This window comes from Methylorubrum zatmanii, from assembly GCF_014845115.1.
GTDB classification, from domain to species: Bacteria; Pseudomonadota; Alphaproteobacteria; order Rhizobiales; family Beijerinckiaceae; genus Methylobacterium; species Methylobacterium zatmanii.
Window position 1 is genome coordinate 76,573 of the sequence record NZ_NKUI01000011.1, and the last position, 26,748, is coordinate 103,320.

General features: G+C 69.6%; 24 protein-coding genes. 18 read left to right on the forward strand and 6 right to left on the reverse strand.

What is annotated here, in order from left to right; translation table 11 throughout:
• The first annotated feature begins 264 nt into the window (after nucleotides 1-264).
• Nucleotides 265-1,251: a PepSY domain-containing protein gene (locus MZTS_RS01775; protein WP_192280811.1), complete on the forward strand. Its 987-nt coding sequence runs from the start codon at nucleotides 265-267 to the stop codon at nucleotides 1,249-1,251.
• 31 nt (nucleotides 1,252-1,282) lie between these two features.
• Here MZTS_RS01775 and fdhD read toward each other — a convergent pair whose 3' ends face one another.
• Nucleotides 1,283-2,146, reverse strand: coding sequence for a formate dehydrogenase accessory sulfurtransferase FdhD (gene fdhD / locus MZTS_RS01780; protein ID WP_192280814.1), 864 nt, complete (start codon nucleotides 2,144-2,146; stop codon nucleotides 1,283-1,285).
• Between the two features lie 266 nt (nucleotides 2,147-2,412).
• On the opposite strand from fdhD, the gene coxB reads away from it, so the two are divergent.
• From coxB to MZTS_RS01840, 12 genes are all read left to right on the forward strand, one after another.
• Nucleotides 2,413-3,252, forward strand: coding sequence for a cytochrome c oxidase subunit II (gene coxB, locus MZTS_RS01785; protein ID WP_009863216.1), 840 nt, complete (start codon nucleotides 2,413-2,415; stop codon nucleotides 3,250-3,252).
• 84 nt (nucleotides 3,253-3,336) lie between these two features.
• Nucleotides 3,337-4,965: a cytochrome c oxidase subunit I gene (gene ctaD / locus MZTS_RS01790; RefSeq protein WP_192280817.1), complete on the forward strand. Its 1,629-nt coding sequence runs from the start codon at nucleotides 3,337-3,339 to the stop codon at nucleotides 4,963-4,965.
• 163 nt (nucleotides 4,966-5,128) lie between these two features.
• Entirely contained in the window at nucleotides 5,129-6,082 is a 954-nt protein-coding gene (locus tag MZTS_RS01795; RefSeq protein ID WP_192280820.1) for a heme o synthase, read from the forward strand.
• A gap of 8 nt (nucleotides 6,083-6,090) precedes the next feature.
• A complete protein-coding gene (locus MZTS_RS01800; protein ID WP_192280823.1) occupies nucleotides 6,091-6,255 on the forward strand; it encodes a hypothetical protein in 165 nt (54 codons plus the stop codon).
• A 12-nt stretch (nucleotides 6,256-6,267) separates the two neighbouring features.
• Complete coding sequence (locus tag MZTS_RS01805; RefSeq protein WP_192280826.1) at nucleotides 6,268-6,876, forward strand: cytochrome c oxidase assembly protein; 609 nt, start codon at nucleotides 6,268-6,270, stop codon at nucleotides 6,874-6,876.
• A gap of 144 nt (nucleotides 6,877-7,020) precedes the next feature.
• Nucleotides 7,021-7,878, forward strand: a complete 858-nt coding sequence (locus tag MZTS_RS01810; protein ID WP_192280829.1) for a cytochrome c oxidase subunit 3 — start codon at nucleotides 7,021-7,023, stop codon at nucleotides 7,876-7,878.
• Between the two features lie 121 nt (nucleotides 7,879-7,999).
• A complete protein-coding gene (locus tag MZTS_RS01815) occupies nucleotides 8,000-8,371 on the forward strand; it encodes a DUF983 domain-containing protein (RefSeq protein ID WP_009861955.1) in 372 nt (123 codons plus the stop codon).
• Entirely contained in the window at nucleotides 8,371-9,141 is a 771-nt protein-coding gene (locus tag MZTS_RS01820; RefSeq protein ID WP_192280832.1) for an SURF1 family cytochrome oxidase biogenesis protein, read from the forward strand. The genes MZTS_RS01815 and MZTS_RS01820 overlap by 1 nt, the downstream gene beginning before the upstream one ends.
• A 67-nt stretch (nucleotides 9,142-9,208) precedes the next feature.
• Nucleotides 9,209-9,622: a DUF4864 domain-containing protein gene (locus tag MZTS_RS01825; RefSeq protein ID WP_009866430.1), complete on the forward strand. Its 414-nt coding sequence runs from the start codon at nucleotides 9,209-9,211 to the stop codon at nucleotides 9,620-9,622.
• 85 nt (nucleotides 9,623-9,707) lie between these two features.
• Nucleotides 9,708-11,120, forward strand: a complete 1,413-nt coding sequence (gene thrC / locus MZTS_RS01830) for a threonine synthase (RefSeq protein ID WP_192280835.1) — start codon at nucleotides 9,708-9,710, stop codon at nucleotides 11,118-11,120.
• Nucleotides 11,121-11,126: 6 nt separating this feature from the next.
• Nucleotides 11,127-12,422 (forward strand): M16 family metallopeptidase, encoded by a 1,296-nt coding sequence (locus MZTS_RS01835; RefSeq protein ID WP_009867142.1) that lies wholly within the window; start codon nucleotides 11,127-11,129, stop codon nucleotides 12,420-12,422.
• 93 nt (nucleotides 12,423-12,515) lie between these two features.
• A complete protein-coding gene (locus tag MZTS_RS01840; RefSeq protein WP_192280839.1) occupies nucleotides 12,516-12,662 on the forward strand; it encodes a hypothetical protein in 147 nt (48 codons plus the stop codon).
• Between the two features lie 181 nt (nucleotides 12,663-12,843).
• On the opposite strand, the gene MZTS_RS01845 is transcribed toward MZTS_RS01840, so the two are convergent.
• From MZTS_RS01845 to MZTS_RS01855, 3 genes are read right to left on the reverse strand one after another with little or no spacing between them, the layout of a single operon-like run.
• On the reverse strand, nucleotides 12,844-14,154 hold the full coding sequence (locus MZTS_RS01845; RefSeq protein WP_009867143.1) for a Gfo/Idh/MocA family protein: 1,311 nt from the start codon (nucleotides 14,152-14,154) through the stop codon (nucleotides 12,844-12,846).
• A 40-nt stretch (nucleotides 14,155-14,194) separates the two neighbouring features.
• The gene (locus MZTS_RS01850; RefSeq protein WP_009867144.1) at nucleotides 14,195-15,004 is read right to left on the reverse strand and encodes a phosphatase PAP2 family protein; all 810 of its coding nucleotides are present in this window, start codon (nucleotides 15,002-15,004) and stop codon (nucleotides 14,195-14,197) included.
• Entirely contained in the window at nucleotides 15,001-15,519 is a 519-nt protein-coding gene (locus tag MZTS_RS01855) for a 2'-5' RNA ligase family protein (protein WP_192280841.1), read from the reverse strand. Before MZTS_RS01855 ends, MZTS_RS01850 begins: the two co-directional genes overlap by 4 nt.
• A gap of 140 nt (nucleotides 15,520-15,659) precedes the next feature.
• Between MZTS_RS01855 and MZTS_RS01860 the strand changes: the two genes are divergently transcribed.
• The gene (locus tag MZTS_RS01860; RefSeq protein WP_192280844.1) at nucleotides 15,660-16,604 is read left to right on the forward strand and encodes an alginate O-acetyltransferase AlgX-related protein; all 945 of its coding nucleotides are present in this window, start codon (nucleotides 15,660-15,662) and stop codon (nucleotides 16,602-16,604) included.
• A gap of 69 nt (nucleotides 16,605-16,673) precedes the next feature.
• On the opposite strand, the gene MZTS_RS01865 is transcribed toward MZTS_RS01860, so the two are convergent.
• Nucleotides 16,674-16,994, reverse strand: a complete 321-nt coding sequence (locus tag MZTS_RS01865; RefSeq protein WP_009865761.1) for a hypothetical protein — start codon at nucleotides 16,992-16,994, stop codon at nucleotides 16,674-16,676.
• Nucleotides 16,995-17,407: 413 nt separating this feature from the next.
• Nucleotides 17,408-20,674 (reverse strand): SEL1-like repeat protein, encoded by a 3,267-nt coding sequence (locus MZTS_RS01870; RefSeq protein WP_192280847.1) that lies wholly within the window; start codon nucleotides 20,672-20,674, stop codon nucleotides 17,408-17,410.
• 364 nt (nucleotides 20,675-21,038) lie between these two features.
• On the opposite strand from MZTS_RS01870, the gene MZTS_RS01875 reads away from it, so the two are divergent.
• The 4 genes from MZTS_RS01875 to MZTS_RS01890 form a co-directional block, all read left to right on the forward strand.
• Nucleotides 21,039-22,829, forward strand: a complete 1,791-nt coding sequence (locus tag MZTS_RS01875) for an acyl-CoA dehydrogenase C-terminal domain-containing protein (RefSeq protein ID WP_192280850.1) — start codon at nucleotides 21,039-21,041, stop codon at nucleotides 22,827-22,829.
• 135 nt (nucleotides 22,830-22,964) lie between these two features.
• On the forward strand, nucleotides 22,965-24,173 hold the full coding sequence (locus MZTS_RS01880; RefSeq protein ID WP_192280852.1) for an acetyl-CoA C-acetyltransferase: 1,209 nt from the start codon (nucleotides 22,965-22,967) through the stop codon (nucleotides 24,171-24,173).
• 124 nt (nucleotides 24,174-24,297) lie between these two features.
• On the forward strand, nucleotides 24,298-24,795 hold the full coding sequence (locus MZTS_RS01885; protein ID WP_192280855.1) for a hypothetical protein: 498 nt from the start codon (nucleotides 24,298-24,300) through the stop codon (nucleotides 24,793-24,795).
• Nucleotides 24,796-24,888: 93 nt separating this feature from the next.
• Nucleotides 24,889-26,748: FAD-dependent oxidoreductase (locus MZTS_RS01890; RefSeq protein ID WP_192280858.1), on the forward strand; the 1,860-nt coding region annotated here is incomplete at its 3' end.

Sequence of the window (26,748 nt, forward strand, 5' to 3'; positions counted from 1 at the left end):
TGGCCGGCCTTTTGAACATGGCTCGAATACGCGCAGTGCACCCGACCGGCCTGCGCGCCGCGGTGTCGGGCCCGGCCCGGTGTGCCGGCCGGGCCGTCATCGAGGATGGCGGTCCCCATTGTCGCCCCATTCATTCGTTTAGAAATCGTTGCCGACACGGAGGAATGCGGGGATCGCGTCTGCCGTGACGCCGGGGGACCTCGCGGTCAACAGCGGGCCCCCGGGGCCTTCCCTTCACCGATGATCTGGGTTCGAGAGGTCCTTATGGCTTCGAGCCGTCATGCCCCCGGCCGAGCGGCGCTGGGTCGTGCTCTTCACGGCGGGTTCGCCGCCCTGCTCCTGACGGGAGCCGGCTGGTCAGCCGCGCATGCGCAAGGCTTCTATCGCGAGGTCTACGGACCGCCGCGCGGCTACGTCGTCGAGGATGAGGATCTGCTCAGGCCGCGGGAGATCGTCGAGGGCCTGCGGGATCGCGGCTTCACCGAAGTAAGCCGTCCCCGCTACGACGGCCGGGCCTATCGCGTCGAGGCGACGGGGCCGCGCGGCCTGCGGGTGCGCCTCGTGGTCGATGCCCGCGACGGCGAGGTGATCGGGCGCGAACCCCTCGGCGCCGCCTATTATCCGTCCGACCGCCCGCGTCCGGCGGCGCCGGGCTATGGCTGGACCGAGGAAGACATGCAGCCGCGCCGTCTGCGCGAGGCCGAGCGCATCGTGCCTCCCGCCGACATTCCCTCGGTTCCTGCCCTCCGCAGCGCTCCCCCCGGTGCGGAGCGCGAGGCCGGTCGCACGGTGCGGGCCGAGCGGGTTGCGCCTTCCGCCCGGCCGGAAGCCAATCCGTTGGGACTGAACCCCGACGCGGCCGCCCGTCCCGAGGCGGTGCGGCGGGCGACGCGCGCCGCACTGTCGCCGAAGCTGCCGTCCCAGGCGCGGATCGCTCCGCCCGCCCCCGAGCCGACCCTGCGTCAGGGCAAGTCCGGTTCGGAGGCGATGACGCCGGCGGCGAAGTCCGAACCGAAGACAGCCAGGGCGGTCGAGCCGAAGCTTGAGACGAAGCCCGAGCCCGGCAAGGCGGCGCCGGCCGCAGAGGCGGCCAAGGAGCAGCCGAAAGAGCCGGCCAAGACCGCCGAGGCGGCGCCTCCCGCGAAGAAGGAGTGGCAGGATCCGCCGGCCGATGGCGGCCGCAAGAACGTGCGGGTGATCGGCGGCGCGACGGTGGTGCCCGGCGGCAGCGGCGAGGCCGGTGCGAATTGAGGGCGCGCCGGCCAAGGCGGCCGGCGGCGGTTCAGGCGCCCTCCCCCGCTAGCAGCAGCCGCTCGCGCCCTGAGAAGACGGTGAGCGTGTCGGAGCGGGCGATGGCGCAGAGCGTCATGTCGTGGCAGCGCGCCCGCTCGATGGCCAGCGAGGTTGGCGCCGAAATCGCCACCAGCACCGAGGCGCCGAGGGTCGCGGCCTTCTCCGCCATCTCGAAGGAGCAGCGGCTGGTGATGACGAGAAATCCCTCGTCCGGCCGCACGCCCTCGCGCAGCAGCGCGCCGATGCATTTGTCGAGCGCGTTGTGGCGGCCCACATCCTCGCGCACGGCCGCGAGGCTGCCGTCGAGCCGGGCCCAGCCGGCGGCATGCACCGCGCGGGTCTCGCGGTTGAGGGTCTGGCGGTCGGACAGGGCGGTGAGCGCCGTCTGGATCGCCGCCAGGGTCACCTGCGGCCCCTTTCCCGAGCGAGCCTTGGCGGTCGGCAGCGCGGCGAGATCCTCGACCCCGCAGACGCCGCAGCCGGTGCGCCCGCTGATCGCCCGCTTTCGGGCGAGGTGTTCGCGCAGGCGCCCCGGCGCGAGATCGACCATGAGCCGCAGGCCGCCCTCTCCCGGCTCCACCGACACGCCGCGAATCTCGTCGGGCGTCTCGATCACGCCCTCGGTCAGGCTGAAGCCGTAGGCGAAGTCTTCGAGGTCGGCGGGCGTGGTCATCATCACGGCGTAGGGCACGGTGCCGTAGACGACGTTGACCGGCATCTCGACGGCGAGCGCGCGCGAATCCGGTCGCGCTTCCGGCTCGTCGTAGGCGACGACCAGGGTTCCGACCTTCACTGCTGTGGCCGGTCCGTTCACGCCGTCATGGTCGTTGAAATCGTGAGCCGCGTCCGCCATCCACATCCCTCGAAAAAACTCGGAAACGAGCGAAAGCTCGGCCGCGCAAGGCTGATCCGCGTCCATGCGACGCTTGGCGGCGCTGTTGTGGTTGCGGTTTTACGATCAGTATGGTTCTACGTCGCGATCGCCCATCCGGCAGCGACACGGTCGAGCCGGAATTGGCAAGGCCGGCATAACGGCCGGACAGCCCTCAGGATTTGCGACGCCAGTCCGTGAATTCAAGGGTCAACAAACCATAGGCATCAGGGGAGCCAGGCGGGGACATGCGGACGACGCAGGCGCAACATCGTTCATCGTGGGGGATCGCCGCACTCGGCGCTCTTCTCGTCCCGTCTTCCTCCGCCCTCGCGGCTGGCATCGGCCAGCCCGAGCCGTGGCAGATGGGCCGCCAGGTGCCGGTGACGGAACTGGCCGCAGACATCAATCTGTTCGAGAACGGCCTGCACTGGCTGGCCTTCATCATCTCGCTCTTCGTTCTCGCCCTGATCCTCTACTGCGTGTTCAAGTTCAGCGAGAAGGCGAACCCGGTTCCCTCGCGCACCACGCACAACACCATGATCGAGGTCGCCTGGACCATCGTCCCGGTGCTGATCCTCGTGGCCGTGGCCATCCCGTCCTTCCGCCTGCTGCGTGGCCAGCTCTCCGACCCCAAGGCCGACGTCGTGGTCAAGGTGATCGGCCATGCCTGGTACTGGTCGTACGAGTATCCGGCCGAGGGCGACAAGGGCGGCTTCACATTCGACGCCAACGTCGACGAGGAGCAGCAGCCCAAGCTGCTCGCCACCGACAACGACGTGGTCGTTCCGGTCGGCAAGGTCGTGAAGATGCAGGTCACCTCCGGCGACGTGATCCACTCCTGGGCGATCCCCTCCTTCGGCGGCAAGATCGACGCCGTCCCCGGCCGCCTGAACCAGTGGTGGTTCAAGGCCGACCGTGAGGGCACCTATCACGGCCAGTGCTCGGAGCTGTGCGGCGCCCGTCACGCCTACATGCCGATCACCGTGCGCGTGGTGAGCGAGCAGGCCTATGCCGACTGGCTGACCGAGGCGAAGACCAAGTACGCCGCGATCGACAACGGCGCCCGTCTCGCGGACGCCCGCTGACGCTTCAACCGGGCCGGGGCCGGGTGCCCCGGCCGGACCTCCCTTCGCCAGAGGCGACAGACATCCGGATTAAGGCAAGGATCGATGGCCACCGCCACAGCACATGCCGGGCATGACGCCCACCACGACCACAAGCCGTCCTTCTTCTCCCGCTGGTTCCTCTCCACGAACCACAAGGACATCGGCACGCTCTACCTCGTGTTCGCCTTCATGGCGGGCATCATCGGCGCGTTCCTGTCCTTCGGCATCCGCATGGAGATGGAGGAGCCCGGGCTCCAGTACTTCTCCAACCCGGCGACCTACAACGTGTTCGTCACCGGCCACGGCCTCATCATGGTGTTCTTCATGGTGATGCCCGCCCTGATCGGCGGCTTCGGCAACTGGTTCGTCCCGCTGATGATCGGCGCGCCGGACATGGCCTTCCCGCGGATGAACAACATCTCGTTCTGGCTGACGGTGGCCGGCTTCGCCAGCCTCGCCTGCTCGCTGTTCGTCGAGGGCTCGCCCGGCGCCAACGGCGCGGGCACCGGCTGGACCGTCTATCCGCCGCTCTCGTCCGCGGCCGGCCATCCCGGCCCGGCGGTCGATTTCGCGATCTTCGCGCTGCACCTCTCGGGCGCCGGCTCGATCCTCGGCGCGATCAACTTCATCACCACCATCCTGAACATGCGCGCCCCGGGCATGACGCTGCACAAGATGCCGCTCTTCGCCTGGTCGATGCTGGTCACCGCCTTCCTGTTGCTCCTGTCGCTCCCGGTTCTCGCCGGCGCGATCACGATGCTGCTCACCGACCGTAACTTCGGCACGACCTTCTTCGCGCCCGAGGGCGGCGGCGACCCGGTGCTCTACCAGCACCTGTTCTGGTTCTTCGGTCACCCCGAAGTGTACATCATGATCCTGCCGGCCTTCGGCATCGTCTCCCACATCATCGCCACCTTCTCGCGCAAGCCCGTCTTCGGCTACCTCGCCATGGCCTACGCCATGGTCGCCATCGGCGTCGTCGGCTTCGTCGTGTGGGCCCACCACATGTACACCGTCGGCCTGTCGCTCCAGACGCAGTCCTACTTCGTCTTCGCGACCATGGTGATCGCGGTTCCGACCGGCGTGAAGATCTTCTCCTGGATCGCGACGATGTGGGGCGGCTCGATCCGCTTCACCGCCGCGATGCACTGGGCGGTCGGCTTCATCTTCCTGTTCACGGTCGGCGGCGTCACCGGCGTCGTGCTCGCGAACTCGGCGGTCGATAAGTACCTGCACGACACCTACTACGTCGTCGCGCACTTCCACTACGTGCTGTCGCTCGGCGCCGTGTTCATCATCTTCGCCGGTGTCTACTACTGGTTCCCGAAGATGACCGGCCACGTCATCCCGGAATGGGCCGGCAAGCTGCACTTCTGGCTGGCCTTCATCGGTGCGAACATCCTGTTCTTCCCGATGCACTTCCTCGGCCTCGCCGGCATGCCGCGCCGTTATGCCGACTATCCGGAGGCCTATGCCGGCTGGCACAAGGTCTCGACGCTGGGCGGCCACGTCTTCGCGCTGGGCATGGTCGTGTTCGTGATCGGCATCGTCCTGGCGTTCCGGTCCAAGTCCCGCGCCGCGGACAATCCGTGGGGTGAGGGTGCCACCACCCTGGAGTGGACCCTGTCCTCGCCCCCGCCCTTCCACCAGTTCGAGACGCTCCCCAAGATCGTCGACGAGGGCCACCACTAAGACAACCCGACAAGCAGGATCGCGAGGACCGCCGAGGCGGTCCTCGCTCTTTCCCGGAGGCCTCGCTGCAAGATCGGTGAGGCCTCCCGCAAAGGGCGGCGCCGAGAGACGGCGCGATCCGAGATCGATCCGAGACCTGGAACCCAAGCGTCACACGGTACCCATGACGACCCTGTCGAACAGCCTCGGCGCCGATACCGGCACCGCGTCGCTCACCTCCGCCGCAGGCGGCGAGGTGTCCGACTTCTTCGCCCTGCTGAAGCCGCGGGTGATGGTGCTCGTGATCTTCACCGCGCTCGTCGGCATGGTGGTCTCGCACGCCACCGTGAATCCGGTGATCGCCGCGATCTCCCTCCTGATGATCGCGGTCGGCGCCGGCGCCTCGGGCTGCCTCAACATGTGGTGGGATGCCGATATCGACGCGCTGATGACCCGCACCGCCAAGCGGCCGATCCCCGACGGGCGCATCCGCCCCGACGAGGCGCTGGCCTTCGGCATCGTCCTGTCCGTCGGCTCGGTGCTGATCCTCGGGCTCGCCTCGAACTGGCTCGCGGCCGGCCTCCTGGCCTTCACCATCGTCTTCTACGCCGTGATCTACTCGATGTGGCTGAAGCGGGCGACGGCGCAGAACATCGTCATCGGTGGCGCCGCCGGAGCCCTGCCTCCGGTGGTCGGCCAGGCCGCGGTGACCGGTCATGTCGGCATCGAATCGCTGATTCTGTTCGCGATCATCTTCATCTGGACCCCGCCGCATTTCTGGGCGCTCGCCCTGGTGAAGAGCGGTGAATACGCCCGCGCCGGCATTCCGATGATGCCGAACGTCGCCGGCCCCGACTCCACCCGCCGCCAGATCGTCTGGTACACCCTGCTGCTGGCTCCCCTCGGCCTCGCGCCGGTGGCGCTCGGCTTCGGCGGACTGCTCTACGCCGTCGTCGGCGTGCTCGGCGGCCTCGGCATGCTGGCCGGCGCGGTGCAGGTGTTCCGGCTGCGCGAGGGCGAGCCCGAGCGCAAGGCGGCGATGGGCCTGTTCGGCTTCTCGATCCTCTACCTGTTCCTGCTGTTCTCCGCCCTGCTGGCCGAGCAGGGGCTCGGCCTGTTCCGCGCGGTCGTGGCGTGAGGCCGGTGATGTCCGATCTCCCGGACGGGCTCCGCCCGCTGACGCCGGAGGAGGCCAAGGCCCGCCGCCGCCGCTCCGTCGCCATCGCCCTGACCCTCGGCGCTCTGGTCCTGCTGTTCTTCGTGCTGACGATCGCCAAGCTCGGGCCGCAGGTCCTGCAGCGGCCGCTCTGAGGGCCTGAACCGATGATGGATGCGGGAGAAAGGCAGAGGCAGGTGGCGCGAGGCGCGCGCCGGACGGTGCTGGTCTGTGTCGGCGTCGTGCTCGGCATGGGCGGCCTCGCCGTGGCCTCGGCTCCGCTCTACAGCCTGTTCTGCAAGGCCACCGGTTTCAACGGCACGCCCCTCGTTGGCGCGGCACCGACCGCGTCGGCCGGCGAAGTCTCCGCGCCGCTGACGGTCCGCTTCGATACCAACGTGTCGAAGGCCCTGTCCTGGCGCTTCCAGCCCGAGCAGTCCAGCGTCGACGCGGTGCCCGGCCAGACGGCGACGGTGTTCTTCAAGGTGACGAATACCGGCTCGACCCCTTCGACCGGGATCGCCGTCTTCAACGTTCAGCCCGAATTGATGGGCGGCTACTTCGTCAAGGTGCAGTGCTTCTGCTTCGACGAGCACACGCTGCAGCCGGGTGAATCGGCGGAATTCCCTCTTGTGTTCTACGTCGATCCGGCCCTGCGCAAGGATCCGGATATCGGCGATCTCTCGGAGATGACGCTGTCCTACACCTACTACCCGTCCAAGAACGGTGCGCCGGTGGCCGAAGCGGCCAAGCCCCGTTCCACGACCAATTTTTGAGGGGTCGCGGGGCTCGCTGGCGTGACAACGACGCAAGCGGCGCAGTAGAGGTCTTTCAACCGAGGTTCGGGCCAACCGAACCTCCAAGGCAACAGGGCCCGGCCGTCAGGCGGCGACGGGCAGGGGCGAGGGAGAAGAATCGCGATGGCCGGGGCGCACGCCAAGAACCACGACTACCACATCATCGACCCGAGCCCGTGGCCCCTGATCGGCGCGTTCTCCGGGTTCCTGATGGCCTTCGGTGCCGTCTTCTGGATGAAGGGCCTCTCGATCGCCGGTCTCGCCGTCGGTCCCTACGTGTTCGGCGCCGGCACGCTGGGCGTGCTCTACACCATGCTGGCATGGTGGAAGGACGTCACCCACGAAGCCAATTCCGGTGACCATACCCGCGTCGTCCAGCTTCACCACCGCTACGGCATGATCATGTTCATCGCCTCCGAGGTGATGTTCTTCGTGGCGTGGTTCTGGGCCTATTTCGAGGCCGCCCTCTACACCGCCGACCCGATCCAGGCGCAGCGCGTCGAGTTCACCGGCGGCGTGTGGCCGCCGAAGGGCATCGAGGCCTTCGATCCCTGGCACCTGCCGCTGCTCAACACGCTGATCCTGCTGACTTCGGGCACCACCGTGACCTGGGCTCACCATGCCCTGCTGCACGGTGACCGCAAGGGCCTGAAGATGGGCCTGTGGCTCACCATCATCCTCGGCGCGATCTTCACCGCCTGCCAGGCCTACGAGTACGCCCACGCCCATTTCGGCTTCGCGGGCTCGATCTACTCCTCGACCTTCTTCATGGCGACGGGCTTCCACGGCGCCCACGTCATCATCGGCACGATCTTCCTCGCCGTCTGCCTGCTGCGCGCCTACAAGGGCGACTTCACCCCGAAGCAGCATCTCGGCTTCGAGTTCGCCGCCTGGTATTGGCACTTCGTCGACGTGGTGTGGCTGTTCCTGTTCGCCGCCATCTACGTCTGGGGTTCGGGCGTCGGCGGCGCGGCCCACTGAGGCTGCTCCCCATCGGTCGCCCTGCACCGGCGACAACCCTGAAGGGCGGCGCGAGCCGCCCTTTTTCACGTGCGCGGCAGCGGCCGTTCCAGCATATCGGTGCCGAGCCAGGAGCAAAGCCGTGAATCGTTCCGCCATCCATCCGCCGGCCCCGATCCCGACCGGCCTGCGCGGACGCTGCCCGGCCTGCGGCGAGGGGCACCTGTTCCGCGGCTTCCTTGCCTTCAAACCGGCCTGCGAGGCCTGCGGCCAGGACTTCACCGTGTTCGATTCGGCGGACGGTCCCGCCTTCTTCGTGATGTCCACGGTCGGCTTCGTCGTGGTGGGCGTGGCGCTCTGGATGGAGATCACCTACGAGCCGCCGGTCTGGGTCCACGCCCTCGTGGCCGGCAGCCTCGCCATCGGCTTGAGCCTGCTGATGGTGCGCCCGCTCAAGGGCATGCTCGCCGCGATCCAGTTCGCCAACAAGGCCGAACAGGGGCGCTTCCGCTAGTGGCCGCCCTGTCCTCGACCGAGCGGGGCGAGCGCCTGCGCAGCCTGCTGGCGCCGGGGATCGCGACGCTCGTCTGCCTCGCCATCCTGATCGGATTGGGGACGTGGCAGCTCGCCCGCAAGGGTGAGAAGGAAGCGCTGATCGCCCGCATCGTCGAGCGCTCCCGCGCCGAGCCGCCCGCCGCCCCTCCCCCCTTCGGCGCCTGGGACGCCAAGGCCGACGAGTTCCGCCGGGTGCGGGTGACGGGCACGTTCCTGCACGACAAGGAAACCCTGGTGCATGGCCTGGCGCCGGGCGAGCCCGGCCGGGCGCTTCAGGGCTTCTACGTCCTCACGCCGTTGAAGCGGGATGACGGCACGACCATCCTGATCAATCGCGGCTTCGTACCGACCGAGTTGCAGCGCCCCGCCGACCGGGCCGCCGCCCAGGTCTCGGGCGAGACGACGGTGACCGGCATGCTCCGGGCCAGCGAGACGCGCACGATGTTCGTGCCGGAATCCGACCCGGCGCGGGATGCGTGGTTCACCCGCGACATTCCCGGAATCGCTGCCGCGAAGGGGCTGACGCGGGTGGCTCCCTACCTGATCGAGGCCGATGCGACCCCCAATCCCGGCGGCTGGCCGCGCGGTGGGCAGCTTCGGGTCGATCTGCCCAACAACCACCTGCAATACGCCTTCACGTGGTTCGGCATCGCCCTCTGCCTGATCGGCGTGTTCTCGGTGTTCGCGTGGCGGCGGCTGCACGAACCGGCGGAGCCGAAAGCCGGCTGAGGACGTTGAGCGCCTGTGGGTGCGGCGCGGCACGAGATCCGTCGCCGGAGCCCCGGAGGGTCCGCCGATGCGCCGTGCCGCCGTCCTGATCGCCCTCGCCCTGGCGAGTTCCGCGGCCTGCGCCGACGAAGCCGCCCGCAAGGCTGCCCGAGAGACCATCGAGCGCCAGATCGCGGCCTTGCGCCGGGACGATCCGGCGGCGGCCTATGCCGAGGCCGCGCCGCAGATCCGCAGCCTGTTTCCCTCGCCCGAAACCTTCCTCGCCATGGTCGAGAAGGGTTACGCCCCGATCCGGCGCCCGCGCAGCTACCGCTTCGAGACCGGCGAGGAGACCGGCGCCGACGAGATCGCGCAGGCCTTGAGCCTTCAGGACGACATGGGCATCGACTGGGTGGCGCTCTACACGCTCCAGCGCCAGCCCGACGGGCAGTGGCGCATCACCGGTTGCCAGTTGAAGAAGGCCCCCGGCGAGAAAGCGTGAGACCGGCGAAACCGAAATCTCCCTCGGCTCCGCTTCGACAGGACCGAATCGATCGTGTAAACGGGCCCCCTTCCCGGAGGCATCCTTGCTGCACGTCTCGACCCGCGGCGCCGCCGCGCCCTTGAGCTTTTCCGACGCGCTGCTCGCCGGCTTGGCCCGCGATGGCGGCCTTTACGTGCCGCAGAGCTGGCCGCAGATCGACCGCGACACCATCGCCGGCTTTGCCGGACTGCGTTACGCCGAGGTCGCCAAGCGCGTGCTGCGCCCGCTCATCGATGGCGAGATCCCGGACGCCGAACTCGACGCCATGATCGAGCTGGCCTATTCCGGCTTCCGCCATCCGGCGATCTGCCCGTTGAGCCAACTCGACGACAACCTGTTCCTGCTCGAACTTTTCCACGGCCCGACGCTCGCGTTCAAGGACGTGGCGATGCAGCTCCTCGGGCGGCTGATGGACTACGTGCTGCGCCAGCGCGGCGCCCGCGCCACCATCGTCGGTGCCACCTCGGGCGATACCGGCAGCGCGGCGGTCGAAGCGTTCAAGGGGCTCGATCAGGTCGACGTGTTCATCCTGTTCCCGCACGGCCGCGTGTCTGAGGTGCAGCGGCGGCAGATGACGACGGTCAACGCGCCGAACGTGCACGCGCTCGCCGTCGACGGCAATTTCGACGATTGCCAGAACCTCGTGAAGGCGATGTTCCAGCACGGCGACTTCGCCGATGCGGTCAAGCTCTCCGGCGTCAACTCGATCAATTGGGCGCGCGTCGCCGCGCAGACCGTCTATTACTTCACGAGCGCGGTCGCCCTCGGCGCGCCGCATCGAAAAGTGTCCTTCGCGGTGCCGACCGGCAATTTCGGCGACATCCTCGCCGGTTGGGTTGCCAAGCGCATGGGCCTGCCGATCGAGCGGTTGATGATCGGCACCAACGCCAACGATATCCTGGCACGGACCCTGGAGCACGGCGCCTACGAGCCGCGCGGCGTGCAGCCCACCACCTCGCCCTCGATGGACATCCAGATCTCCTCGAATTTCGAGCGGCTGCTGTTCGAGGCTCTGGACCGCGACGCCTCGGCGCTCGGCCGGCTGATGGCGGGGCTGAAGCAGTCCGGCGGCTTCTCGCTCAGCCCCGAGGTGCTGGCGAGCGTGCGCGGCGAGTTCGATGCCACCGCCGTGCGCGAGCCCGACGTGGTCGAGGAGATCGCCGGCACCTATCGGCGGACCGGCATGGTGCTCGACCCCCACAGCGCCATCGGCGTGCGCGCCGGCCGCAAGCTGCTCGAGAAGGACCCGGCGACCCCGGTTGTGGCGCTCGCCACCGCCCATCCGGCCAAGTTCCCGGACGCGGTCTCGCAGGCGACCGGCGGTGGTCGCCCGGCCCTGCCGCCCCATCTCGCCGACCTGATGACTCGGCCGGAGACGGTGGCGAACCTCGCCAACGATCAGGCCACGGTCGAGCGCTACATCACGGAGCATGCCCGCATCACCCGCGGCGCCTGAGGTGACATGAACCAGCACTTCTCGACCTTCGGCGCTTCGCCGGGCCTCACCGTCACCCGGCTCGACAACGGCCTGACCGTCGCCACCGAGACGATTCCCGGTGTCGCCACCGCGACCCTCGGCGTCTGGGTCGGCGCGGGCTCGCGGCACGAGCGGCCGGACGAGCACGGGCTCAGCCATCTCATCGAGCACATGGCCTTCAAGGGCACGGCCAGCCGCTCGGCGCGGCAGATCGCCGAGGACATCGAGAATGTCGGCGGCGAGATTAACGCCGCCACCAGCACCGAATGCACGAGCTACACCGCCCGCGTCCTCGGCGAGGATACGGGCGTGGCTCTCGACGTGCTCGGCGACATCCTGACCCGCTCGGTCTTCGATGACGGCGAACTCGCCCGCGAGAAGGGCGTCATCCTCCAGGAATATGCCGCCGTCGAGGACACCCCCGACGACGTGGTCTACGACGCCTTCATCGAGACGGCCTTCCCGGACCAGCCGATCGGCCGGCCGATCCTCGGCCGCCCGGAAACCATCACCCGATTCGATCGCGCCGCCATCGAGGCCTATATCGCCCGCGAATACGTGCCGGAGCGGATGGTGCTCGCCGCCGCCGGGGCGGTGGAGCATGCCGAGATCGTCGAGGCGGCGCAGCGGCATTTCGGCGGGCTCACAGCAGCCGAGGCCCCTCAGGTCGTGGCCGGCCGTTATGGCGGCGGCGAGCGGCGCATGGCGAAGAAGCTCGAACAGGCCAATCTCGTGCTCGGCCTGCCCGGCCTGTCGTTCCGCGATGACGACTACTACGCGCTGCACCTGTTCTCCCAGGCGCTCGGCGGCGGCCTGACCTCACGGCTCTGGCACGAGGTGCGCGAGACGCGCGGCCTCGCCTACGACATCCAGGCCTTCCACTGGCCGTTCAGCGATTGCGGCCTGTTCGGCATCGGCGCCGGCACCTCCGGCGCCGACCTGCCGGAACTGGTCGACGTCACCATCGCCACCACCCGGGCGGCGGCCGAGCAGCTCGACGCGGCGGAACTCGCCCGCGCCAAGGCGCAGCTCAAGGTGTCCCTGCTCAGCGCCCTGGAGACGCCGGGCGGACGCATCGAGCGCAATGCCCGCCAGCTTCTGGCCTGGGGCCGGGTGATCCCGCCGCAGGAACTGATCGCCAAGGTCGATGCGGTCGAGGTCGAGCATGTGCGCGAGGCCGGCCGCACCCTGCTGCAGGGGGCGCCGACGCTCGCCGCCATCGGTCCGGTCAAGGGGCTGCCGCCCCTGGCCCGCATCGCCGGGGCGCTTCAGGACGCCTGAGGCAGGTCCGGTTCAAGGCTTCCGAAACCTCATGGCCGTATCGCTCGTGGGGAAACGTCCCAGCGGAACGCATCGCGCCATGAGCCCCGCGCCATGAACCCCGTCGCCGTCGCGACCATGCTCGGCATCGCCCTCGGGTTCTTCGGTCTCGTCGCCTACGCGCTGACCGTCGGCGAGCCATGGCTGCTCGCTGTCCTCGCCATCCTCGCCATCGCCGTGTTCATCCGCTGGGGGGAGTGATCCCGCGCGGCTTCCGATCGGTGACGACATCCTCTGATCCGGCCTCCGCTTGATCGGAGCGGGTTGCGTGTCGGCCAGCCCGCGCGGCGTTTGAGCGAAGCCCAAATCCGCGATCCCGAAGGGCTTGATCGGATTGGGTCTGCCCCGAAACGCGGGAGCCGATGTCGCCGGGGACGAAGCCTCACTTCCCTTCGTCGAGGGCGGGTCCGCGGGTGGCGTCCTGCCCGTCCCAGGCTCCGGCGAGCGGGCCGACCTTGACCGGGGCGCCGGTGCGGGCCGCCTCGTAGATCGCCTCCATCAGGATCATGTCCTGCAAGCCCTCCTCGCCCGGCGTGCGGGGCTGGCGATCCTGGAGGATGCACTCGGCCATGTGGTCGAGTTCCAGGGCGAACTGATTCTTGTGCGACAGGATCGGCTCGTCGCGCTGGACGTGGCTGCCCTCCCGGTGGGAGACGGAAAGCCGCTGGCCGCGATAGGCGAAGGCGTTCTGCAGGTCGAGCGAGCCGGTGGTGGTGTGCACCCGGAGGCTGCGGCTCTCGTGGACGCCGTAGCTGGTGCCGCATTGCGCGATCACGCCGGACGGGAAGCGCAGGGTGAAGGCGACGCTCTCCTCGACCTCCTTGAAGCGCGGATCGTTCTCAGGGCTGACGATCTGCGCCTGAACCGAGACCGGCTCCTCACCCAGCAGCGCCCGCACGCCGTTGAGGCAGTAGATGCCGATATCGGGGAGCGCGCCGCCGCCGGCCAGCGCCTTGCGCAGGCGCCACTGCTCGGGCAGCGCCGTGGTCTGGCCATTGAACGCCTCGACCATCTTCACGCGTCCGAACTCACCGGAGCGGGCGAGTCGCACCACCTCCCGGTTGAACGGCTCGTACTGGCAGCGATAGGCGACCATCAGCTTGACCTGGGCCCGCTTGCAGGCCTCGATCATCTCCTGCGCCTCGGCCGAGGTGTTCGCCATCGGCTTCTCGCACAGCACATGCTTGCCGATGCCGGCTGCGGCGAGCACCTGATCCCGGTGCACGCCGTTGGGCGTGACGATGTAGACCGCCTGCACCGCCGGGTTGGCCTTCAGCCGGTCCCACTGGTCGTATCCGTAGATCGCGTCGGACGGGATGCCGTATTGCGACGCCGTGAGCTTCGCCTTGTCGGGCGAGCCCGACATCAGCGCGACGACCTTCGCCTTCTTCGCCTCGCCGAAGGCGGGCAGGATCTCCTCCAGGCTCAGGCGCCCGAGCCCGACGATGGCGAAGCCGACCCGCTCGGCGGGCGGCATCGGCGCGGGCGGCGGCGGAGGCGGCGCGTCGCCGGCATCGCGCCAGTTCGGGAAGACGATCCGCTCGCCCTGGATCGCGCCGGTATCGGCCGGGACCGATGGTGCCGGCGGGCCGGAGGCGGCGCGGGCGCCCCCGAGGCCGAAAGCCGCCCCGGTGAGGCCGGCACCTCCCGCCGCGAGCAGGATGCGCCGGGACAATCGGATGTCGTCGCTCATGAAATGCCTCAGGCCGCGTCGGGTACGAGGCCGGAACGCATCAGCCCGTCACCCCGGTTCCGGCACCGGGCCCTGTGCCCGGCCCCTGGGTGGCGGGGGTGGGGTCGGGATCCTCCACCTCGCCCCGGCGCTGGAGCTGGAGCGCGACGAACCAGCACAGGGCGGCCCAGGCGGCGCCGACGCACCAGCCGGCCACCACGTCGCTCGGCCAGTGCACGCCGAGATAGAGGCGGCTGATCCCGACGGCGACGGTCATGCCGATGCCGAGCACCAGCAGCAGGGCCTTGACCCGGCGGCGGCGCTCGACCCGGGCGAGCAGGGTCGCGAGCGTCAGATAGGCGATGGCCGACATCATCGCGTGGCCGGAGGGGAAGCTCGCGGTGAACACCTCCATCCCGTGCGGCACGAGGTCGGGCCGGGGGCGGTGGTAGAACAGCTTGAGCACCGTCGAGACCACTTCGCCGCCGCCGACGGCGGCGAGGACGAACACCGCGACCCGCCGCCGGTTCGACAGGGCGAGGTAGATGACCGCGGCGGCCGTCAGAAACACGATGGTGACCACGCTGCCCCAGCCGGTGATGTCGCGCATCGTCTCTTCCAGCCAGGGCGGCCCGATCGGATCCGCGAGGTCGGCCGGGTTGCGCAGGGCGAGCAGGATCTTGCGGTCGAGGGCGGCGGTCGAACCCTCGCCGACCTCGCGGGCCAGGGCGAAGAAGCCGTAGCCCAGGGTGCTGAGGGCGAGCAGCGACACCAGCGGCCCGACCTCGTTGAGGTGGAGCCGCAGCCACATGGCGGTGGAGCCGCGCCAGAGATATCCGCCGCCGGAGCGGGCAAAACCGGGCAGCCTCATGCCTGTCCTCCGAATGGGATCGCGGCGACCCGCTCCCACGGCCCGCCGAGATAGCGCCATAGCAGCAAACCCGGCGCCTGGAAGCGCGCGGGTGCGAAGCTTTCCGAGAGGGCGGCGTGCAGGGCGCGGGCGGTCTCGGGCGCCACCTTGTTCTGAACCGTGACATGCGGGCGCCAGCCCTGCCGGTCCTGCGCGGTGAGCCGGTCGCGGAAAGCCGCCGCCGCCCGCTCGCGGAAGGCGGACAAGGCCTCCGAGACGAGCACGTAGGCGACGCCGCGTCCGGTGAAGCGCAGGCCCGTGACGGCGACCTCCGGGACCGCCTGCGTTCGGGCCAGCGCCGTCACCGTCTCGGTGACGGCCGCCACGTCCTCGCCCGGCAGGTGGTGGAACAGGGTCGCGTGGGCGGGGATGTGGTTCAGCGCTTCCGGAAAGTGCCGTCGTCTCAGGCCGTCGAACCGGGCGAAGGCCGCCTCGTCCATCTGCAGCGTCAGGATCAGCGGCGCGGGCTCTGGCAACGCGAAGGGCTTTCTCGAGAAGGCGGCCGCCGATCCGGCGCGCTTTCCGCCAAGATGGCGCGACGAGAAGGCGGATCCAGCCGTCGACCTGTGGCGCGTGCGCGCTGTTCAGGAGCCCCCGCCCCGTCTAGGAAGCTGCGATGGCCCGCAGGAACAGAGAGATCATCCATCGGGGACGCGAGGGATGGCTGTTCCTGATCGGCGGCACCAACGGCGTGCTCGGTCAGTATCGGCGCTCCCTCTCCGGCTGGTGGCACCTGCGGCGCTGGGCGCGGCTGATCGAGGCCCGCGCCGCCCGCGCCCAGGCGCTCGGCATCCGTTACGTCCACACCGTCGTGCCGGAAAAGCTCTCGATCTACGACGACCGGACCATCGATCTCGGCTACGACCCGCGCCTGTCGCCGGCCCGGCGCCTCGCCCGGCGTCTCGACCGCCTGAGCGGGTTCGTCGATCTCGTCGCCCCCCTGCGTGCCGCGCGCGACGGCGCCGAGCCGCTCTATCGCCGTACCGATTCGCACTGGACCTATGACGGCTGCCTGATCGGCTATCGGGCCCTGCTGCGGGCCTGCGGCGCCGTGCCCCCGCCCGACATCGCCGAGCGCCCGCGCTTTCCCACCGAGGGCCTGTGGGATCTCGGTGACAAGCTGCCGGAGCGGCCGCGCGAGACGGTGGTGAACTGGGCGGTGCAGCGCGACGCGACCCGCTTCTACGCGAGCCCTCTGGTCGAATCCTACGAGGCGGCGGGCCGGGCGGGCGACCTGCATGTCGGCGCCCACGTGATCTACCGGAACCCCTCCCCCCAGGCCGATCCGCGCACCCTGATGCTGTTCGGGGATTCCTACGCGCATTTCGCGCCGATCATGCTCACCGGCCTGCTCGCGGAATCGTTCCGCGAGATGCACTTCGTCTGGTCGTCGAGCCTCGACTGGGCCTATGTCGAGCGGGTGCGTCCCGACATCCTGATGTTCGAGATGGCCGAGCGCTTCCTGGCCCGGCTGCCCGGCGACGATTTCGACGTCACGGCTTACGAGAAGCCGGAGATGGAGCGGCCGGCCCGCCAGGCGGAGATGGCGCCGCTGGTCTGATCCTGTTTTCGGCCGACCGGGCCGGAGACGGGATCGTCGTGCCCGAGCGCCACCCTCCCCCTCGCTCTCTCAGCGGGAGCAGATCCGCTGCCGGGCCGGGCCGCCGCCGCCGGCCTGATAGCTCTTCGCGTGGCCGATCGAGCCGGTCATGTCCTGGGTCGGATTGCCGCCGCCGCGCTTCACCACGATGTCGCAATAGCCCGAGGGCCGGCCCGCCGCGAACGGTGCCGCGCCGAACCCGCCATCAGCGATGCGCGGCGGCGGGGGCAGGACCTGGGACGGCAAGGCCGACCAGCTGCCCGCCTTCGTGCGCGCTGTCTGCGCATGGGCGGGCGTCGCGGCGACGCAGGCCAGCAGGAGGATCGAGGTAACCGATGCAAGACGCAGCATGTTGTGCTCCTCTCATGTTCATTGTCGCCCAATGAAGAGGCATAAGCACAAGTAACACGCAGGATAGTGATGAAAAGTGCGTTTGGACACAATAATGTGATGAATTTTAATCCAGAAAATCAGTAAAAATATCTGCGGATTATTCTCGCTGCTCGAACGTTATTGTATTTGATTGATCCGATGGTGAGCGGAGTTTCGCTCGGTGTTGCAACTTTTGCGAGCAATGCCCGGCGGCTGCGATGACGCGGCTTTCTCTCCGCATCGGCGATGAGCTCGCGAGGTCCGCTGTGTGCCGCACGCAAATGCGGATCGGCCGGTGCCGGCGGTGTGGCCGGGGTCCGTGACGCCACAGGCCGCGCCCCTTGCGGGACGCGGCCTGTGCGGTGTCCGTTCCGGCTTTCGTAAAATCCCGCCTACGCGCCGACGCGCTTCTGGAAGGGGTTGGGGTTCGGCAGGCCGGGCGAGGGTGCGCCCATCAGGGAGATCGGCGGGGTGGCGGCGGTCTTCGGCGGCGGCGCCTCGTTGGCGGCCGGATCGACGATGTGGGGCTTGAAGCCTGCGGCCAGGCTCCTGGCCTCGGCCAGATCCTTCGGAGCGAGCTTGGCGGCGACCTCGTCCCGCTTGCGGCCCGCCTCCTCGTCGCCCTGGGCGGCGGCGGCCGAGAACCAGAGATAGGACTGGACGAGATTCTGCCCAACGCCGAGGCCGCGGGCATAGAGCACGGCGAGGTTGTACTGGCTGTCGCGCACGCCGTGTTCCGCCGCCCGGCGGAAGGCGCTCGCGGCCAGGGCGAAGTCGGGCTTGCCGTTGGCCGCCGGATTCTCGGCATGCAGGACAGCGAGATTGTGCATCGCGCGGACATTGCCCTGCTCGGCGGCGCGGCCGTACCAGAGCTTCGCCTGAGCGATGTCCCGGACCACGCCCGAGCCCTTCTCGTAGGCGTTGCCGGCCTTGAACTGGGCGGGGGCGAAGCCGGCATTCGCAAGCTTCTCGTAGAGCTTGGCGGCCAAGGAGAGGTCGCGGGTCATGCCACGGCCCTCGGCCGCGCGGGTTGCCAGCTCCCAGATCGCGGCGGCGTCGCCGTCAAGGGCGTCCTGCTTGAGCTGGGCCAGGGCCGGCGGCAGGCCGGCGAGATCCGGGCCGAGCGTGCTCATGCCCGCGACCGGAGGCAAGGCGCGCTTGCCCGGTTCCCCCGCCTTGGCGGCAGGAGCCTTCGCCTCGGCGATGGATTGCGTCGTGGCCGGGTCCGGCAACGCCGTGCGGGGTTCGGTCTGACCCTGGGCCGGGCCACCCTGCGCCGGCTCCGCCTTCACCTCGGCCGGGCGGCTCGCGGCATCCGAACCGGCGGCCGGTGCCGTGCGGGGATCGGCGGCGGTCGAGGCGACGTCGGTGGCCGGCTTGCCATTCCCCGCGAGGAAGGCCTGATAGGCGCCGAGCGCCAGCACCACGGCGGCCAAGCCCAGCAACAGGGTGCGGCGGCGGCTTTCCAGAGCGCCGCGGATCCGTGCCACCGGCGAGGCCTCGGCGATGGCGGTCGGTGTCGGCATCGCCTTGTCGCGCCGTTGCACCGTCGGTGCCTCGGCTGCCGACTCGGTCTGGGCCGCCTGCGCCGCGCGCCGGGCCGCCGCGATGAAGCTCGTCTTGATGTCGGTGCCGGGCGCCGGCTCCGTCGCAGACGGACGGGTCGATCCAGGCCGGCCGGCTCCCGGCTCCAGCAGCTCGTCGGCGAGGCGGTTCAGCTCCGCCTGAGCGCTGTCCCCGGTCGGCGCAGCCCGGCGCGGGTGGGCCGGGGCTTGCCCGGCGGCCTTGGGTGCGGCGGGGCGCTCGTGGGCGATCCGCTCGCCCTGGGCCCGGTCCTGCGGCGCGGCGGCGGTGAGGGCGGCGGCGGAGGTCATCATCGTGCGGTCGAGCTGTTCGCTCAGCCGCGTCAGCACGCTCTGAACACCGTCCAGGGTGGCCTGGAGGCGTTGGTCCGCGTTTTTCTGGTTGTCGCGCAGTTCCGCGAGATCGGCCCGGAGAAGCCCGAGATCCCCGCCGCTCGCCTTGAGCTGTCCGGCCGCGCCCGCCACGGCCTCGCGGGCCGCGCGTTCCACGGCGGCTTCGAGGCCCGCCCCGCTGCGCAGCGCCGAGACCTGTGCCAGCAGATCGCCCATGGAGCGTTCCAGGCGGCTGACCGCCGGATCGGTGCCGCGCGGCGCGTCGAGCCTATTCGCCAGGGCCAGGACGTGCCGCTCCAGGGCGTCGAGGCCGCTGCCGCCGGCGCTGACGCGGTCGACCTTGTCGGCCAAGCTCTCCAGCCGCCCGATCAGATCGCCGACCGAACCCGCCTCGGCCCGGTCGATCCGCTCGGCGATCGCCTCGAAGCGCCCGAGCAATGCGCGGGATTCGTCCGGCGTCTTCAGCTCGCTGCGGATCTCCTCCAGCAACGGACGCAGGGCGGCGACGCCCGGCGCCTCCCGCTGCATCTGCGCGAGCTGGGCGCTGATCGCCTGGACGCCCTGGGCGAGGCTCTGGATCCGCTCCGGCCCGGCCAGGGCCGCCACGAGGCGGCGGATCTCGTCGAGTTCGCCGAACACGCCGTCGAGGGCGGTCTGGTCGGCGGGGCCGGCGGCGACGCCGGAGAGGGCCTCATCGACCTTCGCGGCCAAGCGCTCCACCTCGCCCGCGACCCGGGCATGAACGTTGTCGGCGACATCCTCGGCCAGCCGCTCCACCTGGATGCGCATCAGCTCGATCGGTGCGGCGATGGTGGCGAGTTCCTGCGGATCACGGGCCCGCCGCAGATCGCTGGCGACGGCGCGCATGGTCTGTTCGATTTCGCCCACGTCGTGACTGGTGGCGAGGCCGCCAAGGGACTGGCGCAGTCGGCTGGTCTCGCGCTGGAGCTCGAGGATGGCCGGGGACGGCAAATGGCCCTCTCCCGGCTGGTGGGGAGCCGTCTCGACGGGGGCGTCTTCGGTCGGCGCGGCGCTCTGAGACGTCCCGGTCGCATCGGAGGCGTTCCAGGCGGCAATGCCGTCCTCCAGTTCGCGCTGGCGGCGGCGCACCTCGGCGACGGCATCGCGCACCTCGCTGGCGAGCGGACGCCCGCGCCGGCCGAGGGGGCGCGGCGCGCTGAGCTGCCCGACGATCTCGCCCATCTTCCGCTCGATATCGGCGAAGCGCTCGACCAGCGCCTCCGGCATCGCCCCGGCGGTGTCCGGCCGGCGGACGGTGGAGAGCCGAGCCTCGATCTCATCGATGAGTCGGGCGGCGTCGGCGCGGGAGGCCTCGCGCTCCTCGCTGATCGTGCGGTCGAGGGCGTCGAGCCGCCGCATCATGGCGCCAAGCGAGGCCTCGATCGAGGCGGCCGGTGCCGTATCCGGCGCGGTGGCGGCGACGGAGGCTTCCCGGCGCCGCGCCGGCATCGCCTCCTTGCGGGGCGCGGGCGCCGCCGGCTTCCGCTCTGTCTCGTCTCCGGCCTGCGGACTCGCTCCCGTGTCGGCGTTGTCCCCCGGCTTGGCCGCTTGCGGCCGCGCGTCGGTGCGGCGGCGGCGGGGCGTCGGCTTCGGCGGCTCGGGGGTGGCGACCGACGCAATCCAGCTCTCCAGCGGCACCCCTGCCCGCCGGGCGACCTCGCGGGCAGCCGCGAGCACCTCCGGGTCGAAGCTGTCGAGGCTGATCGGGGCGGTCTGTTTCATCTCGCGGAGATCCGAGGTCGTCAGCGTCCGGCGATCCACACGGCCCGCCAACGCGCGTGGCAGGCGCGAAGCGGCGGAATGCGGTTCTGGCAAAAGGGACTTTTTCCGCTCTTGGTAAATGCTGGGTTAAGAATTGGGAAAGGACACCGCATTGCCGCCTGGATCCGGCTGAGAGGAGGCATTGACGGGGCGTTCTTCTGCCTTGGCCGCGCGGCGGCGACCGCCGAGAGGATGACAATCCGTCGCGACCTTCCGCGAGGCGGGCCTTGCGGGCCGGCTGCTAGATGGTTTACATATGAACTATCTGGAGTCGAAGCCGCCCCGCTGATGGGCGGCCCGCCAGGACATGCGGGAGGCTGACGCGATGCCGAGCTATCGGGCCCCGGTCGAGGACACCCTGTTCCTCTTGAATGACGTTCTCGGTCTGCAGCGCTACGCCAATCTGCCCGGCTTTTCCGAAGCCTCTCCGGATCTGGTCGAGGCGGTGCTGAGCGAGGGCGGTAAGCTCGCCGCCGAGGTGTTCGCGCCCCTGAACCTGTTGGGGGACCAGCAGGGCTGCACCCGCCGCGAGGACGGCAGCGTCGTCACGCCGACGGGCTTCCGGCAGGCCTACGAGGTCTATGCCGCGGGCGGCTGGATGGGGCTCTCCGTGCCGGAGGAATTTGGCGGCCAGGGGCTGCCGCACGTGCTCAACACGGCGATGCAGGAATTCGTCTCCGGTGCCAACCTCGCGCTCGGCATGTATCCCGGCCTGACCCAGGGGGCGATCGCGGCCCTGCTCGTCCACGGCTCGCCGGAGCAGAAGAGCACCTACCTGCCCAAGATGGTCGAGGGCGCCTGGACCGGCACCATGAACCTGACCGAGCCGCATTGCGGCACGGATCTCGGCCTGCTCAAGACCAAGGCGGTGCCGAACGGCGACGGATCCTACAGCCTCACCGGCACCAAGATCTTCATCTCGGCCGGCGAGCACGACCTGTCGGAGAACATCGTCCACCTCGTCATCGCCCGGATCGAGGGCGCGCCGTCGGGCACCAAGGGCATCTCGCTCTTCGTGGTGCCGAAGTTCCTCGTGAACGCGGACGGATCCCTCGGCGAGCGCAACCCCGTCTCCTGCGGCTCCCTCGAGCACAAGATGGGCATCCACGGCAACGCCACCTGCGTCATGAACTACGACGGCGCCAAGGGCTGGCTCGTGGGCGAGGAGAATCGCGGCCTCGCGGCCATGTTCGTGATGATGAACGAGGCCCGCCTCGCCGTCGGCGTCCAGGGGCTCGGCCAGTCCGAGGTCGCCTACCAGAACGCCGTGGCCTACGCGAAGGAGCGGCTTCAGGGCCGCGCGCTCACCGGTGCCAAGGAGCCGGCCAAGGCCGCCGACCCGATCATCGTCCACCCGGACGTGCGCCGCACCCTGATGCAGATCCGCGCCTTCAACGAGGCGGCCCGCGCCCTCATCCTCTGGACGGCGCTCAACTCCGACATCGCCCACCGCTCGGAGGATGCGCAGCAGCGGCAGGCGGCCGAGGACATGCTCGGCCTGATGACGCCGGTGGTGAAGGGCGTGCTGACCGACCGGGGCTTCGCCAATGCGGTCGAGGCGCAGCAGATGTTCGGCGGCCACGGCTATGTCGAGGAATGGGGCATGTCGCAGTTCGTGCGCGATGCCCGCATCGCCATGATCTACGAGGGCGCCAACGGCATCCAGGCCATGGACCTGATCGGCCGCAAGCTGCCTAAGGATGGCGGCCGGGCGATGATGGCCTTCCTCACCGAGGTGCAGACCTTCATCAAGGATCACGGCGAGGACGAGGGCATGAAGCCCCTCGTCGGGCCGCTCCAGGCGGGCCTGAACGATCTCCAGGCCGCCGTGATGTGGCTGATGCAGAACGCCTTCACCAAGCCCGATAATGCCGGTGCCGGGGCGACCGACCTGATGCACCTGCTCGGGCAGGTGGTGCTGGGCTACATGTGGGGCCGGATCGGCAAGGCCGTGCTCGCGCGGAAGGCGCAGGGTGCCGGCGACGAGCGCCTGGAGGCCAAGCTGGTGCTGGGCCGCTTCTTCATGGAGCGGATGCTGCCGGAGACCTCTCTCCGGCTGACACGGATCAAGGCCGGCGCCGAGACCACCATGGCGCTGCCGGCCGAGGCGTTTTAAGGCCGCGCACGAACCCTCTTCCCCATCGATCTCGGGGCTCGTCCGAGATCCGCGAGAGCTTGCCCAAACCGGGCAAGCCTGACTTGGGTGGGAGGGACGGAGTTGCTGGCGACCGGGAAGACGAGGAACCGTACGATGCCCGAGGCCTATATCTACGATCACGTCCGCACCCCCCGCGGCCGCGGCAAGCCGGACGGCTCGCTGCACGAGGTGACGGCTTTGCGCCTGGCCGAGACCGCCCTGCGGGCCCTGAAGGACCGCAACGGCCTCGATACCCGCCGGGTCGACGACGTGGTGCTGGGCTGCGTCGATCCGGTCGGTGAGGCCGGCGGCGACATCGCCCGCGCGGCGGCTTTGGTCGCCGATTACGGCAACCACGTGCCCGGCGTGCAGATCAACCGCTTCTGCGCCTCCGGCCTCGACGCCATCAACTTCGCCGCCGCCCAGGTGATGGCCGGCCAGCACGACCTCACCGTCGGCGGCGGCGTCGAATCGATGAGCCGCGTCGGCCTCGGCGCCGCCGGCGGCGCCTGGCCGGTGGACCCGGCGATCGCGGTCAAATCCTACTTCATGCCCCAGGGCGTCTCGGCCGATCTCATCGCCACCAAATACGGCTTCAGCCGCGACGATTGCGACGCCTATGCCGTCGAGTCCCAGAAGCGGTCGGCCAAGTCCTGGGACGAGGGTCTGTTCAAGAACTCGGTCGTGCCGGTGAAGGACATCAACGGCATCACCCTGCTCGACCGCGACGAGCATATGCGGCCCACGACCGACATGCAGTCGCTGGCCAGCCTCAAGCCCTCCTTCGTGCAGATGGGCCAGATGGGCGGCTTCGATGCGGTGGCGGTCGATGCCCATCCCGATGTCGAGGCGGTGAACCACGTCCACCATGCCGGCAATTCCTCGGGCATCGTCGACGGCGCGGCCGCCGTGCTGATCGGTTCGCGGGAAGCCGGCGACGCGGCGGGCCTCAGGCCCCGCGCCCGCATCCGGGCCTTCGCCAATATCGGCTCCGACCCGGCGCTGATGCTCACCGGCCCGGTCGATGTCACCAAGAAGGTGCTGGCCCGCGCCGGGATGACGCTCGCCGATATCGACCTGTTCGAGATCAACGAGGCCTTCGCCTCGGTGGTGCTGCGGTTCCGGCAGGCCTTCGACCTCGACCCGGCCAAGGTGAACGTGAACGGCGGGGCCATCGCCATGGGCCACCCCCTCGGCGCCACCGGGGCGATGATCCTCGGCACGGTGCTCGACGAGCTGGAGCGTACCGGTAAGGAGCGGGCGCTCGTGACCCTCTGCATCGGCGCCGGCATGGGCACGGCGACGATCATCGAGCGGGTGTGATCGGGTCGGGCGGCCTCCCGCCGCCGCCTCACCCTGCCCTCCCCGCGAAAACGCTGCTAAGGGCCTCCCGCGCCGTGCCCTTTTTCCGGGCCCGGTCCGAACCGTCTCAGGGAGAAACGCCACAATGAAGACGAGAACCGCCGCCCTCTGCCTCGCCGTTGCGCTGGCTCTGCCGCTCGCGGCGAAGGCCGACGACAACGCGGACAAGCTCGCCGTCGCCACCAAGCTCACCGAGAAGACGGTTCTGAAGAACCTCGATACCGGCTTCGGCGGCGCTCTGGAGAAGACCGTCTCGACCATGCCCGAGGACAAGGCCGCGCAGGTCCGCAAGGAGGCCAAGGCCGAGTTCGACAAGCAGCGCCAGGAACTGCTCGACGGCCTGTCGAAGCAATACGCCGAGAAGTTCAGCCTCGACGAGCTGAAGGAACTCGAAAAGATCTACGACGACAAGACCTATCAGAAGTTCCAGGCGGTGAATGCCGACCCGAAGTCCGAGGTCAACCTGCTCTCCCAGGCCGTGGTGACGCGCCTGCTGAACATGCTGACCATGGCCGCCGCCAGCGATCAGAAGGGCGGCGCTCCGGGCGGCCTGCCGGGCGGCATGCCGACGCCGCAGAAGTAATCCGCGGGACGCGCCGGATCGACGGCGCCCCAGAGCATGAGCGCCGGCGGCTCTCCGCCGCCGGTCTTCCCAGACGAGGCCCGAGGAAGAGCGATGACCGAAGCTCCGAAAAACTTCCGCTTCGAGACCGATGCCGACGGCATCGCGCTCGCGACCTGGGACATGCCGGGCCGCTCGATGAACGTCATCACCATGGAGGTGATGGCCGAGCTGGAGGGCATCGTCGACGCGGTGGTGGCCGACGAGGCCATCAAGGGCTGCGTCATCGTCTCGGGGAAGAGCAACTTCTCCGGCGGCGCCGACCTGACCATGCTCCAGGGCCTCGGCGCCGAGTATGAGCGGCTGAAGGCCTCGGAAGGGGAAGAGGTGGCGATGCGCCACTTCTTCGAGGAGGCGCGCCGCCTCAGCCTCGTGTTCCGCAAGCTCGAAACCTGCGGCAAGCCCTTCGCGGCGGCCGTGCACGGCCTCTGCCTCGGCGGCGCCTTCGAGCTCGCCCTGTCCTGCCACCACCGCGTCCTCGCCGACGACGACAAGACCCGCGTCGGCCTGCCGGAGATCAAGGTCGGCCTGTTCCCCGGCGGCGGCGGCACCCAGCGGGTGGCGCGGCTGATGCAGACCGGCGACGCCCTGCAGATGCTGTTCAAGGGCGAGCAGATCCGGCCGCTGATGGCCAGGAACATGGGCCTCGTCCACGCCGTCGCCCCGGCGGCCGAGATCGTCGAGCGGGCCAAGGCCTGGATCCGCGAAGGCGGTTCGGCGGTCGCCCCCTGGGACGTGCCGAAGTTCAAGGCGCCCTCCGGCAAGGTCTATTCGCCCGCCGGCATGATGATCTGGCCGCCGGCCAACGCGATCTACCGCCGCGAGACCCACGACAATTACCCCGCCGCCAAGGCGATCCTGGCCTCGGTCTACGAGGGTCTGCAGCTGCCGATGGATCTCGGCCTCAAGGTCGAGAGCCGCTACTTCACCCATATCCTGCGCACCAAGGAGGCGCAGGCGATGATCCGCACCCTGTTCATCTCCATGGGCGAGATCAACAAGGGCGCCCGCCGGCCCAAGGACGTGGAGCCGACAAAGGTCGGCAAGGTCGGTGTGATCGGCGCCGGCTTCATGGGCGCGGGCATCGCCTACGTCACCGCGCAGGCGGGAATGGAGGTGGTGCTGATCGACCGCGACCAAGAGGCCGCCGACGCCGGCAAGGCGCATTGCCACAAGCTCATCACCGGCCAGATCAACCGTGGCAAGGCCAAGACCGCCGACCGCGACGCCCTGCTCGGCCGCATCACCGCCACGCCGGATTACGCCGCCCTGTCGGACTGCGATCTGGTGATCGAGGCGGTGTTCGAGGATCCGGCGGTGAAGGCCGAGGTCATCGCCAAGGTCGAGGCCGCGCTGCCGGAGCACGCGATCTTCGCCTCCAACACCTCGACCCTGCCGATCTCGGGACTCGCCCAGGCCTCGAAGCGGCCCGAGCGCTTCGTCGGCATCCACTTCTTCTCGCCGGTGGAGAAGATGCTGCTGGTGGAGGTGATCCGTGGGGCGCAGACCGGCGACCGCGCCATCGCCACCGCCCTCGACTATGTCCGCGCCATCAAGAAGACCGGCATCGTCGTCAACGATTCCCGCGGCTTCTTCGCCAATCGCTGCGTCCTGGCCTATGTCCGTGAGGGCCATAAGATGCTGGCCGAGGGCGTTCCCCCGGCGATGATCGAGAACGTGGCCCGGATGGCCGGCATGCCGGTCGGGCCGCTCTCCCTCAACGACGAGGTGGCGCTCGATCTCGGCCTGAAGATCCTGCGGGCCACGGAGGCGCAGCTCGGCGAGGCGGCGATCGATCTGGAGCAGAAGCGGATTCTCGTCACCATGGTCGAGACCCACAACCGCCTCGGTCGCAAGAACAAGCGCGGCTTCTACGATTACCCCGAGGGCGGCCAGAAGACGCTGTGGCCCGGC

Excerpts from the sequence above, each read along its gene's own strand:
- MZTS_RS01775 (WP_192280811.1), top strand. The coding sequence starts at position 265 with ATGGCTTCGAGCCGTCATGCCCCCGGCCGAGCGGCGCTGGGTCGTGCT.
- fdhD (WP_192280814.1), bottom strand. The coding sequence starts at position 2,146 with ATGGCGGACGCGGCTCACGATTTCAACGACCATGACGGCGTGAACGGA.
- coxB (WP_009863216.1), top strand. The coding sequence starts at position 2,413 with ATGCGGACGACGCAGGCGCAACATCGTTCATCGTGGGGGATCGCCGCA.
- ctaD (WP_192280817.1), top strand. The coding sequence starts at position 3,337 with ATGGCCACCGCCACAGCACATGCCGGGCATGACGCCCACCACGACCAC.
- MZTS_RS01795 (WP_192280820.1), top strand. The coding sequence starts at position 5,129 with ATGACGACCCTGTCGAACAGCCTCGGCGCCGATACCGGCACCGCGTCG.
- MZTS_RS01800 (WP_192280823.1), top strand. The coding sequence starts at position 6,091 with ATGTCCGATCTCCCGGACGGGCTCCGCCCGCTGACGCCGGAGGAGGCC.
- MZTS_RS01805 (WP_192280826.1), top strand. The coding sequence starts at position 6,268 with ATGATGGATGCGGGAGAAAGGCAGAGGCAGGTGGCGCGAGGCGCGCGC.
- MZTS_RS01810 (WP_192280829.1), top strand. The coding sequence starts at position 7,021 with ATGGCCGGGGCGCACGCCAAGAACCACGACTACCACATCATCGACCCG.
- MZTS_RS01825 (WP_009866430.1), top strand. The coding sequence starts at position 9,209 with ATGCGCCGTGCCGCCGTCCTGATCGCCCTCGCCCTGGCGAGTTCCGCG.
- MZTS_RS01835 (WP_009867142.1), top strand. The coding sequence starts at position 11,127 with ATGAACCAGCACTTCTCGACCTTCGGCGCTTCGCCGGGCCTCACCGTC.
- MZTS_RS01840 (WP_192280839.1), top strand. The coding sequence starts at position 12,516 with ATGAACCCCGTCGCCGTCGCGACCATGCTCGGCATCGCCCTCGGGTTC.
- MZTS_RS01845 (WP_009867143.1), bottom strand. The coding sequence starts at position 14,154 with ATGAGCGACGACATCCGATTGTCCCGGCGCATCCTGCTCGCGGCGGGA.
- MZTS_RS01850 (WP_009867144.1), bottom strand. The coding sequence starts at position 15,004 with ATGAGGCTGCCCGGTTTTGCCCGCTCCGGCGGCGGATATCTCTGGCGC.
- MZTS_RS01860 (WP_192280844.1), top strand. The coding sequence starts at position 15,660 with ATGGCCCGCAGGAACAGAGAGATCATCCATCGGGGACGCGAGGGATGG.
- MZTS_RS01865 (WP_009865761.1), bottom strand. The coding sequence starts at position 16,994 with ATGCTGCGTCTTGCATCGGTTACCTCGATCCTCCTGCTGGCCTGCGTC.
- MZTS_RS01870 (WP_192280847.1), bottom strand. The coding sequence starts at position 20,674 with ATGAAACAGACCGCCCCGATCAGCCTCGACAGCTTCGACCCGGAGGTG.
- MZTS_RS01875 (WP_192280850.1), top strand. The coding sequence starts at position 21,039 with ATGCCGAGCTATCGGGCCCCGGTCGAGGACACCCTGTTCCTCTTGAAT.
- MZTS_RS01880 (WP_192280852.1), top strand. The coding sequence starts at position 22,965 with ATGCCCGAGGCCTATATCTACGATCACGTCCGCACCCCCCGCGGCCGC.
- MZTS_RS01885 (WP_192280855.1), top strand. The coding sequence starts at position 24,298 with ATGAAGACGAGAACCGCCGCCCTCTGCCTCGCCGTTGCGCTGGCTCTG.